Source organism: Myroides fluvii (assembly GCF_009792295.1).
Taxonomy (GTDB): domain Bacteria; phylum Bacteroidota; class Bacteroidia; order Flavobacteriales; family Flavobacteriaceae; genus Flavobacterium; species Flavobacterium fluvii_A.
Genome location: NZ_CP039934.1, coordinates 3,190,479 through 3,205,931 on the forward strand (window position 1 = coordinate 3,190,479; position 15,453 = coordinate 3,205,931).

11 protein-coding genes and 1 pseudogene are annotated in these 15,453 nt (G+C 37.5%); 9 read left to right on the forward strand and 3 right to left on the reverse strand.

Going from position 1 to position 15,453, the window contains the following annotated elements:
• Positions 1–309 precede the first annotated feature (309 nt).
• Positions 310–639, forward strand: coding sequence for a hypothetical protein (locus FBR08_RS14235; protein ID WP_158963329.1), 330 nt, complete (start codon positions 310–312; stop codon positions 637–639).
• 1 nt (position 640) lies between these two features.
• On the forward strand, positions 641–1,072 hold the full coding sequence (locus FBR08_RS14240) for a hypothetical protein (RefSeq protein ID WP_158963330.1): 432 nt from the start codon (positions 641–643) through the stop codon (positions 1,070–1,072).
• A gap of 105 nt (positions 1,073–1,177) precedes the next feature.
• Here FBR08_RS14240 and FBR08_RS14245 read toward each other — a convergent pair whose 3' ends face one another.
• A complete protein-coding gene (locus tag FBR08_RS14245) occupies positions 1,178–2,404 on the reverse strand; it encodes an MFS transporter (RefSeq protein ID WP_158963331.1) in 1,227 nt (408 codons plus the stop codon).
• Positions 2,405–2,667: 263 nt separating this feature from the next.
• Here FBR08_RS14245 and FBR08_RS14250 point away from each other — a divergent pair, with 263 nt between their 5' ends.
• From FBR08_RS14250 to FBR08_RS14270, 5 genes are all read left to right on the forward strand, one after another.
• A complete protein-coding gene (locus FBR08_RS14250) occupies positions 2,668–3,537 on the forward strand; it encodes a helix-turn-helix domain-containing protein (RefSeq protein WP_158963332.1) in 870 nt (289 codons plus the stop codon).
• Between the two features lie 86 nt (positions 3,538–3,623).
• Positions 3,624–4,943: a TolC family protein gene (locus FBR08_RS14255; protein ID WP_158963333.1), complete on the forward strand. Its 1,320-nt coding sequence runs from the start codon at positions 3,624–3,626 to the stop codon at positions 4,941–4,943.
• A gap of 16 nt (positions 4,944–4,959) precedes the next feature.
• Positions 4,960–6,078 carry an HlyD family secretion protein gene (locus FBR08_RS14260; protein WP_158963334.1) on the forward strand — a complete coding sequence of 373 codons (1,119 nt, stop codon included), beginning with the start codon at positions 4,960–4,962 and terminating at the stop codon, positions 6,076–6,078.
• 13 nt (positions 6,079–6,091) lie between these two features.
• The gene (locus tag FBR08_RS14265; protein WP_199268606.1) at positions 6,092–7,666 is read left to right on the forward strand and encodes an MFS transporter; all 1,575 of its coding nucleotides are present in this window, start codon (positions 6,092–6,094) and stop codon (positions 7,664–7,666) included.
• A 132-nt stretch (positions 7,667–7,798) separates the two neighbouring features.
• Positions 7,799–8,155: a four helix bundle protein gene (locus FBR08_RS14270; protein WP_158963335.1), complete on the forward strand. Its 357-nt coding sequence runs from the start codon at positions 7,799–7,801 to the stop codon at positions 8,153–8,155.
• A gap of 192 nt (positions 8,156–8,347) precedes the next feature.
• Here the strand turns inward: FBR08_RS14270 and FBR08_RS14275 are convergent, their stop codons facing one another.
• Both FBR08_RS14275 and FBR08_RS14280 read right to left on the reverse strand, forming a co-directional pair.
• Positions 8,348–9,115 carry a sulfite exporter TauE/SafE family protein gene (locus tag FBR08_RS14275; RefSeq protein WP_158963336.1) on the reverse strand — a complete coding sequence of 256 codons (768 nt, stop codon included), beginning with the start codon at positions 9,113–9,115 and terminating at the stop codon, positions 8,348–8,350.
• Positions 9,116–9,161: 46 nt separating this feature from the next.
• Positions 9,162–9,691 (reverse strand): annotated as a pseudogene (locus FBR08_RS14280) (AAA family ATPase).
• A gap of 1,014 nt (positions 9,692–10,705) precedes the next feature.
• On the opposite strand from FBR08_RS14280, the gene FBR08_RS14285 reads away from it, so the two are divergent.
• Positions 10,706–11,038, forward strand: a complete 333-nt coding sequence (locus FBR08_RS14285; protein WP_158963337.1) for a hypothetical protein — start codon at positions 10,706–10,708, stop codon at positions 11,036–11,038.
• Between the two features lie 69 nt (positions 11,039–11,107).
• The gene (locus FBR08_RS14290) at positions 11,108–15,448 is read left to right on the forward strand and encodes a CusA/CzcA family heavy metal efflux RND transporter (protein ID WP_158963338.1); all 4,341 of its coding nucleotides are present in this window, start codon (positions 11,108–11,110) and stop codon (positions 15,446–15,448) included.
• Positions 15,449–15,453: the final 5 nt, after the last annotated feature.

The following is a 15,453-nucleotide window of genomic DNA, read 5'->3' on the forward strand; positions in this document are numbered from 1 at the left end:
AAATGAAGACTGAATACATTGCTTAAAAAATCACCAAATTCAAAGGGTTGACAAGCTTTTTTGTATATTGTTGATGCAACTTAGTGTTTTTTTGTCTAAGGATATAGGTCATTTGGAAAACGAGTGACAAAAAAGTACATCCTCTCAAAGAAAGAGCGATGGAAGATGAGATGTAAATTGTTGTATATTTTGAGGGGCAAGCTATAGGAAAGCAACTAGCAAAAAAACATAAAAGCATTTTCCTACAAAGATTATGTTTCCCAATCAAAAATTTAAATCGTAGTTTTATCCCAATAAAATCCCAACCCATTGAAAAAAGGTATCATTATCGTTATTGTTGTTGTGACTGTTGCTGTACTGCAATTCAATCATTTTATGAAGAGTCAACCGAGCAAGGTAGAAGTAGTACAAACCGAAGCTATTGACTTTGTTGTAGATAAAATTGAGGTTTCCTCTGATGGAAACTATTCTTTTTATGATGCTGCAGGTAATCTGTTCAGTAGCTATACTTTCGATGCACCTAAAGAAATCATCAAAGGTGATCATATTATGCAAGATGCAAATTCAGCTGAACTAATCGTATACCGTTTTGATCAAAAGGGAACGAAACAAGTGTTTCTTCGAGTAAATCGCAAATAAAATGAATTATACCTATGTAATCCAAATAGATTATTTTATGCCTCTGTTTTTTTTCATTGGCGGAGGAGCTATTGGATATACGATGGAATTGAATTACTTAAGTATCGTTTTGTGTGCAATCGCTATACCTGCAGTTATTGTGTTGTTTAGTTATGTATATGCCGATATTGAGATTCAACTCGATGGAGTACAGCGACAGTTGGTCTACACCTATAGTCGATGGGGAAAAAAAACAACAGAACGCTATCCTTTAGACGAATTGACGTATGACTATAGTTCGATGTTTACTCAGTATGGTAAATCGGCTAAACTTCATATACGACATGGAAAAAATACGGTATTCAAACCGAGAATAAGTGCGCATTCACTCCATGTAGAACAACAAACACATTTAGCAGATTGCTTAGAAAAATTAGGCGTTAGACAGTGGTAGTTAACCGTCATCAGATTATCGGCTAATTTTCTGATTTTAAGGATATATTTTCTTTAATCAATAGTCTAGCAAAAAAGCAACTTGCGAAAAAACAAAGCTCACCTCTTATCGTTTTGTCTGAATCAATTGATTTACGCGATACATCAAGGCAATACTCAAACACGAAACACCTACTACAACATAGCCTACGATATCGTAGTTGACCAACGGGCTATTTTTGTGTTCTTGATATACGATTAAACCTGCAATAGCAGCGGCGATTCCACCGGCAATTTGTTGAATAGAGGAGTTGATACTCATAAAAGCACCGCGGTCTTTACCTTCCGGAACAGCACTGGTTAGGGCAGAAGAAGGGACCATGCGACTCATAATACCAAACATCATTAAGACGTTGATTACCATCACCAACCACAGGGGAATTTGAGCCATATTCGTATACACTACACAAACGAGCATCAACCAAATCGAAGCAATACTAAAGAGTATATATTTATTCATTTTATCACTTAGTTTTCCGATAAAAGGCATGAAAATCAAAGAAGTAATTCCAGAAACCATAAACAATAATGGCAGTTGATCTGGGTGAACTCCGAGGTTATTTACAGCAAAGATCGTCCCGAAAGGCATCATCATAAAACCACCTACGGAAAGGAAAGTTGTTGCGACAAAACCAATGCGGTATTCTTTGTTTTTTAGCGTATTCCAAAGGTGAACTAGCGGTTTGTGATCTTGTTGGAGAGCTAAATGTGCATTGACAGGACGCAGATAAAAACCAATCAGCAACGCAATGATAATCGATAGTGCAACAATTAAAAAGAAAGGGGCTTCCCAAACCCATTTGTTGGCAATGTACAATCCAATGGGAATTCCCAGTACTTGACTAGCGCCAAATCCCATTTGGACGAATCCCATCACGCGCCCACGTTGCTGTAAGCTGAAAATATCCGTTATAATGGCCATCGAGATGGAGCCAATTACCCCACCAAATAAACCCGTAAAGATTCGAGCCGCAACTAGTGTTGCATAGGAGTAAGCCAAACCACAGAACAAAGTGCCAACAATAAAACCAATATAAAAGAATAGCAACAATTTCTTGCGATCAAATTTATCTGCAAATCCCGCTGTAAGTAATCCCGCTGCACCCGCACTAAACGCATAGGCAGAAACCGCGATACCAAAATCCTGCGTATCCATAGCTAAACTTTTAAGGAGCAAATCCCCAAGAGGAGCCATGACCATAAAATCTAGGATAACAGTAAATTGCGTAATAGCAAGTATAAAGATGACAAATTTCTCATACCTTGAAAAAGGCACGGTTGAAGTTGCTTCCATAATTGACGGTTAAAGGGTTGAGTTTCTGTATTAATTATTATTGTTCTGGATGCACACACACCCAAAGAGTAAAAGCATGCAAATATAGCGGATTATTCTCTCCTTAGTAGAATTGTTCGTCCAGTAGTAGGCTTATTTAGAATAAGATAAAATAGTTCTTAGTTATTTTTCTGATTGAAGGATATTTCTTCTTTAATCGAAGATCCACAACTTCTAAAAAAACAAAATTCATTTCGTACTTTGTACCCCATAAGATTGAACGCATGAATGACACAACAATTGAAGTACCGAAACAATACGAAGCGCTGCGCATTTACAATGAAGATACCATTTTCGAGACAGCTGTTTCAGGAAGGCCCTATCGCCCAAAGCGCTCTTCTATTTTGTTTGTACTGCAAGGACGTATTCGCATGAAAGAACAAATTCACGAAATGGAAATTGTCAGCTATTCTTTTCTTCTTATTAATACGAAATACGTATATGAAATCATAGAAATAGAACCCCATACCGAATTTCGTTTGATGGGCTATGATCGAGATTTTATTGAGCATAGTACCTTTCAACTTAATAAGGTGAAGGTATACAAAGACTTGAAAAATCAACTAAAGCGTATTTTTACAGTTTCTGCTCCTGAATTTGCCGTTTTTTGGGAGAATATAAAATTGTTGGATCACTATACACAACACTTTCAAACCACAACCTATGCGGAGCAAATTATTCAAAGTTATTTTAATATTTTGCTCTATCACCTTGTCGGAATTGTTGCTCCTTTACACGAAGAACAATTGTCTCAACTCAACAGACAACAAAAGCTGACGTATAATTTTGTCAATTTGGTTTCGGATCATTATCTGCAAGAAAAAAGCGTGCAGTTTTATGCCGATGCCCTTTCGATTTCCATTCGCTATTTGAGTGCCGTAGTGAAAGAAATAGCCCAACGTACACCCAATCAGATTATTAGCGAATTTATCGTGAATGAAGCAAAAGCACAGTTAAATGACTCGTCTATCTCACTCAAGGAAATTGCAACTAAGCTCCATTTTAGCGATCAATATGCTTTTACGCACTTCTTTAAAAAACATCTAGAGATGAGTCCAACGCAATATAGATCGCTGGTTAATAAGGCTAAATAATACTTTTGAACATCTTATGCCTCATTTCAATCATTGAGGATCTTTGCGTAGTCCTTTACCTTTGTACAGATTAAACAAAGGAAAGAATGAAAAGAAAATTGCGCACAATCCTCGTTGGTTTTGGTGCTTTATTGTTTTCAACTATAGGGAGTTATGCACAAGAAAAAACAAGGCAACTAACTGTAGAAGAACTCATTGAACTAGCATTAGCGAATCACCAACAGCTCAAAATAAGTGCCCAACAAAAAGAAATTGCAACCCAACAAACTCAAATCTTAAAACAACAACAATTACCGACGATTGGTATTGCTGCAACTGGGGCTTATGTTGGAGATGTTTTGATTCTCGATCGCGATTTTTCGAAGGTTACAACTAAAGATATGCCGCATTTTGGCAATTCCTATGCTATACAAGCATCTGAATTACTGTATAAAGGAGGAGCCATTAAAAAGGCAATTGAGCTTTCGACAATTGGTCAGCAACTAACGGAGTTGGATTGGATTAAGGATCAACAGAATATTAAGTTTTTGGTGATTTCCAATTACTTAGACCTCTATAAATTGTTGAATCAACAAGAAGTATATCAAAATAACAAGCAGCTAGGAGAGATTCGACTCGCCAACGTAAAGCAATTTTACAGCCAAGGTATGCTAACGAGAAATGAAGTTATTCGAGGAGAATTAGCCCTTCAAAATATCGATCAAGCTCTTTTGGTGGTGAACAACAAGGTATCCATTGTCAATTATAATTTAAATATTGCTTTGGGATTGGAGGTAAAAAATCGCATTATCCCTTCTGAAGTAGTAAAAGAAAAGGAATTGATAGGTCTTTATGATAGTTATTTGGCGTTGGCGTATGAACATCACCCTATGTTGAGACAAACACAAAAGGGAATAGAAGCGGCGGATAAAAAAATCGAATTGGCTCAAACAGATCAATATCCAGCTCTAATTGCTATGGGAGGTTATACGATGAGTCGACCAATTACAACCTCGAATCCCGTTATGGACCTGTATTCCAACACTTGGCAAGTAGGCGTGTCTTTGAATTACAGTTTAGATAATTTGTATAAAACGCCCCAAAAAGTCAAGTTAGAAAAACTAGAAAAGGCAAAGGCAGAGGATACGAAATTATTGGTGATGCAACAAGTTGAAATGAGTGTTCATGCTGCTTATACTAAGTATGAAGAGTCGATTCAACAAGCTCATCTTTTAGAGAAAAGCCAGCACTTAGCTCAAGAAAACTACCGCATTATAGAGGCAAAATACCTGAATCAATTGGCCATTCAAGCAGAAATGACAGATGCTACGAATGCCAAACTCGAAGCTGAATTACAGTTTTCCAATGCACAAATTAATGTACTTTATCAATATTATAGTTTATTAAATGCAACGGGAACGTTGTAAAATTGCTACAATTATCATGGAACAAACAGACAAGATTACACATACAGAACCTCAAGAAAAGAAAAGTTCTCCCATTACCATTAACAATAAACAAGATGTAATAAAGAAGCGCAAGATTATTATGGTCAATACCTTGACTTTCTTGGTTGTGGCTTTTGCTTTTTATTGGTTGTTAACGAAGTATTTCCACATTGGCGATAAGGATTATACGGAATCAGCACAAGTAGAAGAATACATCAACCCCATTAATACGCGTGTATCTGGATACATCAAAGCAATTAAATTTATAGAACATCAAATCGTCAAAGCAGGGGATACTTTGGTTGTTTTGGACGATCGCGAGATACGCACTCAAGTAGAACAAGCAGAAGCAGCTTATTTAAGCGCGCTAGCGGCTAAAGAAGTAACCTTGTCTAGTATGCAAACAGCAAGCAACAATATTGGTGTTTTTGATTCGAATATTCAAGGTGCACAGGCGCGTTTGTGGAATGCAGAGCAAAATAAAAATCGATTTGAGAATCTATTAAAAGTAGAGGCGGTAACGCAACAACAATTCGATCAGGTGATTACAGAATATCAAGCGGCAAAATCTGCCTATGAAGCATTGAAAAAACAACAAACAACGACGCGTTTGTCCGTTTCGGAAATTCAAACGCGCTTGGCGTTAAACGATGCAGATATCAAGCGTACCAAAGCGATGTTGGATATGGCTGCACTCAATTTGTCCTATACCGTTATTCGAGCTCCTTATGACGGAACGATGGGAAGGCGCTTAATTAACCCAGGGCAATTGCTCAATCCGAGCCAACAAATAACTACAATTGTACGCGACAATGAAAAATGGGTAACGGCTAATTTTCTTGAATCGCAAATGCCAGATGTTCAGATTGGAACGGTATTGACCATGACAGCCGATGCTGTACGAGGAGCCCAATTCGAAGGAGTCGTAACGGCCATATCGGCAGCCACTGGAAATCGCTATTCTAGCATGCCAACAGATAATTCAACGGGAAACTTCGTTAAAGTACAACAGCGTATTCCGGTGCGTATTGAATTTACCACGGCCAATGATCGAGAAGCTGTTCAGCGTTTAAAGGCGGGAATGAATATGAACGTACAAGTAAAAAACAAGTAGGAACAACGTAATTATGTATAATCAAGGATTATTTTACTCTTGGGTACCCAAGTCAGTCATGCTATTACTCATTGTCGTAATAGCCTTGATTTTCTTTGGAATAAGTGCCATCTATACCCCAAATATTACGTATTTGGTAGGGAGCACAGGAGCCATGAGTGAATATTATTTATGGGCAAACTACGCTAGTGTAGTGGGAATGGGAACCGTTATGCCTTTGATTGTTCGTATCAAAGCGCGTTTTAGAACCAAAGAAATTCTAGTAGGAAGCTTAACGGGAATTGCCTTGTTATTTGTGGTTATGGGAACGACGCATCAACCTCAGGTAATCATTGGTGCTTCATTTTTAATTGGCGTTTTCAAAATGTTGGGGATGATGGAGGTCGTATTACCGCTGATGTTTATCTTGACAAAAGATGGTAATCGCGGACGTTTTTACAGCATTTTTTATACGGCAGTTCTCGTTGTAACGCAAATGGCAGGGTATTATATTACTAAAATTTCCTATTATGCCAATTGGCAATTTGGATACTTGGTCTATGCCTCAATCTGCTTAGTAGGAGCGATGATTTGTATTGTATTTCAACATAACCAGCGTTTTATGCGAAAAGTCCCTCTTTATTATATCGATTGGCTGAGTGTGCTGTTATACATCAGTTCCTTTATGATCTTGGGGTATATTCTAGCCTTTGGAAAACAACAAAACTGGTTTGAATCAACACAAATAAAATACGCCGTTTTAACTTTCGTCTTGTTCGTCTTTTCCTTTTTCTTGCGACAAAAATTGCTGACACGTCCTTTTCTATCGCTAAAAGCTTTTTCCAAAAATAACGTGCGACACGGGATTGTTATGTTGCTGTTTTTGGGAATGTATTTAGCCACAACGAATATGCAAAATACATTTGCTATGGGGGTATTGGGATATAATGCGCTAACCAACGCTTCCTTGAATATGATGATGATTCCTGGATTATTAGTAGGAGCTATTGTTTCTTATCAGTGGTTTAATCGATTAATTCCAATTCGCATGCTTATGTTTACCGGTTTTGCGGCTTTTATGATGTACACCATAATGATGTATTTCTTCATGGTACCCGAATTAAACTATAATTTATGGTTGTTGCCTCAATTCTTTAAGGGAATGGGAATGAGTATTTTATTTATTGTGATTTGGTACTATACCCTAGATAAATTGGACATCCCAAGTTTGTTGAGTTTAATCGGCTTTGTTCTGCTTTGGCGTACGTTTATTTCGCTTGGAATCTTTAGCGCTTTGTTTACTTGGTTACAATACAAATTACAATTGCAGAGCTTGAGCAATTTAGCGGTGTATTTGGATGATGTTTGGCTGATTCAATCCGGAGGGACTATCAGTTTTAGTACCGTGCAAATCAACGCTATTCTAGGAGCAAATAAGATTATATTTGGGTTTATTACTATACTGGGAATTGGTATATTACTCTATGCTTTATTTCATCATTATGGTCGTACGAAGGATGTTTTAACGCGTATTCGAATGTCTAAAATCGGTCAGCTGTGGATCAGTAGTAAAGACAAAGAAAAAATTGATGAACAATTGGAAGGGTGAGTTGGTCGTATGTTGTTGGTCGTATGTTGTTGGTCGTATGTTGTTTGTTGTTAATTTTTTTTTTGAGGGTGTAATTTTGGAACACCTTTTGTTGTAACTATAAGATCAAAATCTCTATATTTTTTTCGATTTATGCATATTTACTCTTTTGAAAAATTAACCGTGTGGCAAAATGCAAGAAACACAACAAAAACGATTTATTTACTTACAAGAAATTTTCCTTCAGAAGAAAAATTTGGTTTAGTTTCTCAATTAAGAAGAGCTATATCAAGTGTTGCAGCAAATATTGCAGAAGGAATTTCTAGGTTATCTACTAAAGAGAAGAGACGGTTTCTAAATATAGCATATTCCTCTGCAATTGAGGTAATTAATTTTTTAATTCTATGTTTAGATTTAGAATTAATCACAGAAGAAGAATACCAAAAACTAAGAGTAAGATTAGAATATATCACAAATCAACTTCAAAGTTTACAAAAAAACTTGAAGTAAGTGATTTAAGAGACTGTACTAATTTTTGGAGAACCAATTTTGAATAAGGGTTGGTTTTTTTGTTTCACAACACCCGATACCTCACCAACTATCTCACTTATTTTATATTTATCTCATTAGGTTTATGTTTTGTTTTGGTATTCGATGAATCTTCACTACGTTTCGATTTCACCAACTCACCACCACACCAACTCACCCTCTAATTACCTCATACCCAAAACGCACAATCGCAATCAGCATGATAAAAAGAAAAACATACCTCACCCATTGTTGTCCTTTTAATATCGCTAGTTTAGCTCCGCAGTAACCGCCAATGCCATTGCATACAGCCATAGGGAGTGCTACGGACCAAATAATTTGACCTTTGAGTAGGAATAAACCGATACTTCCCAAATTCGTAAAGAGGTTAATTAATTTCGCATAAGCAGAAGCCTTATAGAAGTCGAATCCAATGAGGAAAATAAACCCCATAATAAAGAAGGTACCCGTTGCTGGACCGATAAAGCCATCGTAAAATCCAATAATTACAGCGATAAGTATTCCGTAGATATAGCGTTTTTGCTTAGTTATTTCTGTTAAGTGTTTTTTGGTAAAATCCTTTTTGAAATACGTAAATACCCAAAGCGCAATCAGGATAGCCAAGAGTAAAGGTTTCATAAAGTCATTATTGACAATCGTTAGCGTATATGAACCTACAAAAGCACTCCCAAAAGAAATAAGAGCGAGAAATAAAAAATAGGACCATTGAATACGCGTCTGTTTGAGGTATTGAAGCACAGCGATAGCTGTTCCGGAAAAGGCGGGGATTTTAAGTGTTCCAATTACCGAAGAAACAGGGATATTGGGCAGTAAAGCTAAACCTAGAGGGGTTTGAATCAAGCCACCACCACCTGCAATGGCATCAATAAAACCTGCACAGAAAGCAATAATGCACAGATAGAAAATCAGATCTAATTCCATAAAACAAATTGCACCCATTGGGCGTATGGATGCAAAGGTAAATTTTCTACTTGTTTAAATGGAGATAATCTAAAATAAATTCTACGCGTTTTTCCAGGGTTGTACAAGGTACATCCACAAGTGAATAGCCCAACAGCGCATAAGTCTCTCGCATGGTGTTACATGTTTGAACAGCTAGGTTAAAATCTTGTTTGCGCTCTTTATCTTGGGTGTAAATCGCTTCCCAAGGAGGAAAAATAAAAACAGTAAAAGCATAGCTTGTTTGCTGTGCTATTTGACGTTGCTGGGTAGAAATGAAAAGATTTTCCAATTTTGCATATCCCATACTGTCGGGTAAACCCCGATCAAAAAAAGCAAGTGGATGTATTTGTTGGGTATAATCAGCAAGAGAAGCCTCAAACATCAATTCAAAAAAAAGCTGTTTGTTTTGCCAAGGTAAAGCTTCGCCTTTTTCTTGGATTTGATGTTGAATAATTCTGGTATGATGTTATATCCCAGCGCAGCTAAAGCGTCTAATGTGGTGGTTTTGCCACTACCTGGGCCACCAGTGAAAATATACAGTGAATTTGTATGCATTGTCTTTTGTGTTTTTTTGAAGTTAGAAGAGCAAAATCGCGATTTCACAACTTCGAGTGACGGTTAGAATAAAACAAAAAATGGGATTATCGGGAATTAGATGAGGGGGCGTTCAATGTAAGTTTAGTAACTAGGGGTGTTGGGCGAACAAACCCAAAGTAAACCTCTTGGGAACTTAGGTGAAAAAAGAAGAGAATAAGAAACAAAAAATACTGCGCTATTTATAAGAAGGTAGGATGCACTAGCGCAGCAAGTCCTCAATTAGAAGTTGTTGAAATTTGAGGAAGCAGAAGCAAAGGTAGTTTATTTTTTTAACTGACAAGAAGCGTAAGAAGAAGGTTGAAGCAAGCAGGAGAGGGGATAAAAAAGTAACCTTTTCCTGGGGAGGAAAAGGTTACAAGGGGTTTGTTGTTTTTGCATCTTACATGCGGGCTACTTTTGGGTAATCTATATTTGCTTGTTATTTGCATTTTGGGTATTTAATTTAGCACAAAAGCCGTGCCAGAATGGTTAACAGTTAACGGTTAACAGTTAACGGTTAATTTTTCTGATTTAAGGAAATATTTTCTTTCATCGATAATCGGGCGAAAAAGCAACTGGCGAAAAAGCGAAAAAGCAAATCTAACAGTTAACAGTTAACAGTGAACAGTGAACGGTTAATATTTCTGATTTAAGGAAATATATTCTTTCATCGATAATCTAGCGAAAATGCAACTTGCGAAAAAACGAAAAAGCAAATCTAACAGTTAATTTTTCTGATTTAAGGAAATATTTTCTTTCATCGATAATCTGGCGAAAAAGCAACTTGCGAAAAAACGAAAAAGCAAATCTAACAGTTAATTTTTCTGATTTAAGGATATATATTCTTTCATCGATAATCTGGCGAAAAAACAACTTGCGAAAAAGCAAAAAAGCAAAAAAGAGAAAAAGCAAATCTAAACAAACAGATGCAATTGCATTGCAAAAGAACATCAAGAAGTGTGTAGATTCAAAAAACTTGCTATTTTTGTAGAGATGAAACAGTATAAATACATAGTATCTCTAGTATTGGCAATAATCATAGCGGTTATTTCTTTCTATCCTTGTGCGGATAGATACGTTTCTCCTGTGGTGTCGGTAGAATCAGTTGCAACCGCCTTGGTTGAAAAACAACACACCGATCATGCCGCCGACGCTTGTTCTCCTTTTTGTGCTTGTGTATGTTGTGCCGTTTCTGTGAGCTTAGTCTTGCCGAGTTATAGCGTGCCTCAAGTAGAGCAATTGGTGATGACTGAAAAAACACTTGTACCTTATCCTTTTGTAGAAACTGTAGTCTACAGTATTTGGCAACCGCCTAAACTCGTATAATTACCTCGTACTCTTGTCGTTAATCTTTTAGAGATTCACGCCTTTTTTCACGTTTATAATTATACAAAGATGCTAGATAAAATCATTCAGTTTAGTATCCGTAACAAATTCATCATTGGACTTTTCGTACTGGGACTCATCGCAGTGGGAAGCTATTCTTTGGCAAATTTACCTATGGATACCCAACCTGATATTACGAATAATCAGGTTCAAATTATTACCAGCTCACCAACCTTGGCTACGCAAGAGGTAGAGCAATTTATTACTTATCCCATTGAACAGGCAGTTAAGCCTATTCCCAATATTACCGAATTGCGCTCGATTAGCCGATTTGGCTTAAGCGTAGTAACCGTTGTCTTTAGCGAAGAGACCGATATCTATTGGGCTAGAAATCAGATTAATGAAAATCTGAAGGCTGCAGAAGAAGTGATCCCTAAAAATGTGGGAACACCTGAATTAGCACCTGTTAGTACGGGACTTGGTGAAATATACCAATACGTTGTTTATGCGAAAGAAGGGTATGAAGAGCAGCACAACAGTATGGATTTGCGCACCATTCAGGATTGGATCATCAAACCCCAATTGATTGGCGTAAAGGGAGTCGCTGAGGTGAATACCCTCGGAGGGCATTTAAAACAATATGAAGTAGCTGTACAGCCTGATCGTCTAAAGAGTATGGATACCTCTATCATTGAAATTTTTGATGCTTTAGAGCAAAACAATGAAAATACAGGAGGAGCTTATATCGATAAAAAGCCATACGCCTATTTTATTCGAAGCATCGGAATGGTGCAATCTATGGAAGACATTGAGAAAATTGTCGTCAAAACGGTTAATGGTACCCCAATTTTAATTCGCGATGTAGCAGAAGTAAAGATTGGCAGTAGCATTCGCTATGGTGCAGTAACCAAAGATGGAAAGGGAGAAGATGTAAGTGGAATGGTGATGATGCTCAAAGACTCCAATACACAAGAAGTGGTGAAATTGGTCAAAGAAAAAATGACACAGATTGAAAAAACACTTCCTGAAGGGGTGGCCATAGAATCCTTTATTGATCGAACCAAACTCATCGATAAAACGGTGAGTACCATCCAAACCAACCTAATTGAGGGAGCCTTAATTGTGGTGTTTGTTTTGGTTTTACTTCTCGGTAATTGGCGCGCAGGACTAATTGTAGCTTCTGTGATTCCGCTGTCTTTATTATTTGCCATTAGTTTGATGAAGCTGTTTGGGGTTAGTGGTAACCTCATGAGTTTAGGAGCCATTGACTTCGGATTGATTGTCGATGGAGCGGTTATTATTGTAGAAGCAATTGTCCATCGACTGCACAGTGGTAAAAATAGAAAACTCACGCAAAAGGAGATGAATGATGAAGTGTATCACGCAGCGTCTAAAATTAGAACCAGCGCTTCCTTCGGAGAGATCATTATCTTGATTGTTTACTTGCCTATTTTGGCCTTAACGGGGATTGAAGGGAAGATGTTCGGGCCTATGGCTATGACGGTGTCTTTTGCTATTTTAGGCGCTTTTATTCTTTCGCTAACTTATGTGCCCATGGCTTCTTCCTTATTTTTAAAGCGAGAAGCAGGAAAGATAAAACCGAATTTTAGCGATAAATTAATTGACAAGCTGTATCGCATCTATAAACCAATTTTAGAGCGAGCATTTAAAATAAAGCAATTTGTTTTGGTACTTGCTTTTGGTTTATTTGCCTTGGCTTTAGTGGTATTTAGTAAAATGGGTGGAGAATTTATACCCACTTTAGATGAAGGAGATTTAGCTACGCATATTATTATTTCGTCGGGAAGTTCGCTCTCACAAGAAATTGAAACGACAACCAAAGCAGAACAAATTCTGATGGAGCAGTTTCCAGAAGTAAAAATGGTTATTTCTAAAATTGGAAGTGCCGAAATACCCACAGATCCCATGCCGATGGAGGCTGCGGATATGATTATTATATTAAAAGATAAAAAAGAGTGGACTTCAGCCAAGACCAAAAGGGAGTTAATTGATAAGATGGAGGTGGCTTTAGAGCAAATCCCCGGTGTAACAACAGAGTTTTCCCAGCCAATTCAGATGCGTTTTAATGAGCTAATGACAGGGGTTCGAAGTGATGTAGCCATTAAAGTATTTGGTGATGATTTGGATCGTTTAGCGAGTATTGGCGATGAGATTAACGGAATGATTGCGGGTGTTCCTGGGGTTTCTAGCCCTAAATTGGAACGCGTAACAGGCCTGCCTCAAATTTCGATTAAGTACGACAAAGATAAATTAGCGTTATACGGATTGAAAATTGCCGATATCAGTCAAATTATCCGTGCGGGATTTGCCGGAGAAACAACCGGAGTAGTTTATGAAGGAGAAAAGCGCTTTGACTTAGTCGTGCGCTTGGATCAAGCGTCGCGATCGGATATTGAGAATTTGAAAAATTTCTTTGTTCCACTAGCTGATGGGCAACAAATTCCATTGAGTCAAATTGCCGATATTGATTATGAAGACGGACCACAGCAGATTAGCCGTGAGGATGGAAGAAGGAGAATTGTATTGGGATTCAACGTCAAAGATCGAGATGTAAAAAGTGTAGTTCACGATATTCAAGAAAAATTAGAAGCTCAGTTGAAATTACCTGAGGGCTATTACATTACCTATGGGGGGCAATTTGAGAATTTAGTGGAAGCGACAAATCGCTTGATGATTGCGGTTCCAATTGCTTTGGCTTTAATTTTTGTCCTGCTGTATTTTACGTTTAAATCGGTAAAGCAATCACTTATTATCTTTACAGCAATTCCACTTTCAGCGATTGGTGGTGTGGCTGCCTTGTGGTTGAGAGATATGCCGTTTAGTATTTCTGCTGGGGTAGGGTTTATTGCTCTATTTGGTGTAGCGGTATTGAATGGAATTGTGCTAATAGGTCAGTTTAATCAACTAAAAGAACAAGGAATGGATTTATATGAACGCATTATTGAAGGAACCAAAATTCGCTTGCGCCCAGTATTGTTAACGGCGGCAGTGGCCTCTTTGGGATTCCTGCCCATGGCCTTGAGTACCAGTGCAGGTGCTGAAGTGCAAAAGCCATTGGCAACTGTCGTTATTGGCGGATTAATTACGGCAACTTTGCTTACGTTGATTGTCTTGCCGATTATCTACTATTATGAGGAAAGAGGATTCCGAAAAACAACTAAAAACCAAAAAGTAGCTTTAACTATTTTGGCGCTTTTAACTTTGGGAAGTGTACAGGCACAAGAAGTTAGACAACTGTCTTTGGATCAAGCACTGGAATTAGTTCGTTTGAATAATCAAAGTTTACAAGCTTCTAGAGCTTATGTTTTAGGTCAGCAACAATTGGTTCATACAGCCTATGACATCCCAAAAACAGATGTGTCTATGGGATTTGGTTACCTAAACGGCAAAGGACAAAAGGATATTAGTTTGAATGTAAGTCAAGCGTTTAGTCCATTTACTTATGGGAAAAAGAAAAATATCCTACAAAAAGAGTATGAAAGTGCCGAAATTCAGTTGCAAGGAAGAACAATTGCGATTGAATTTGAGATGAAGCAAACATGGGAGAATATGTGCTATGCTCAATCCAAAAAGAAATTGTTAGAACAACAATTTACCTTGTTGAAGGCCTTTTCTAAATCGGCAAAATTGCGTTATGAAACAGGGGAGACCACGTTGATGGAAAGCAATGTTGCTCAAGCGAAAGAACAAGAAATAAGTGTTTTATTGACACAAAACAATACCTTTTTACAAAATGAAAAGTCCAAAGTTAAAACGTATTTGAATTTAGATACAGATTTCGAATTAGCAGAGAAAGAGTTGGTCTACGATGAGCATGATCCTTGGGCTGACTTGAATTTGGAGGAAAACAATAGTCTGCAACTAGCGGAAAAAGAAGTGGAAAAAGTAGAAGCTACCCAAAAATTGGAGCGATCACTTTTGTTGCCGGATGTCACTTTGGGGTATGCTCTTGAATCTGAAGCGGCAGGAATCAGAGCGAACGGCAACAGCTATGGAAGAGAGTTGCGAATTCCCAGTTATACAGTAGGACTGAGTATTCCGGTTTTTTTCGGCAGTCAATCCAAAAAAGTAAAGGCGTTAAAATACAGTATTGAACAAGCAAAATTGGAAAAAAGCTATTTGCATAAACAATTGAGTGAATCCGTTCAGCAGCAATTGGAAATCATTAAGGCCCAACAATCTGTGATTGATTACTACCAAGAAAGTGCTCTGCTCAATGCTTCAATTATTCAAGATCACGCAAACAAATCGTACAACAATGGAGATATTTCTTATGTAGAGTATATTCAGTCTATGGAAACGGCACTCAACATACAGATTAATTACCTAGAGGCGGTCTTGCAATACAATTTGGGACACAATACCCTCCATTATTTAGTTAACCAATAATTTGA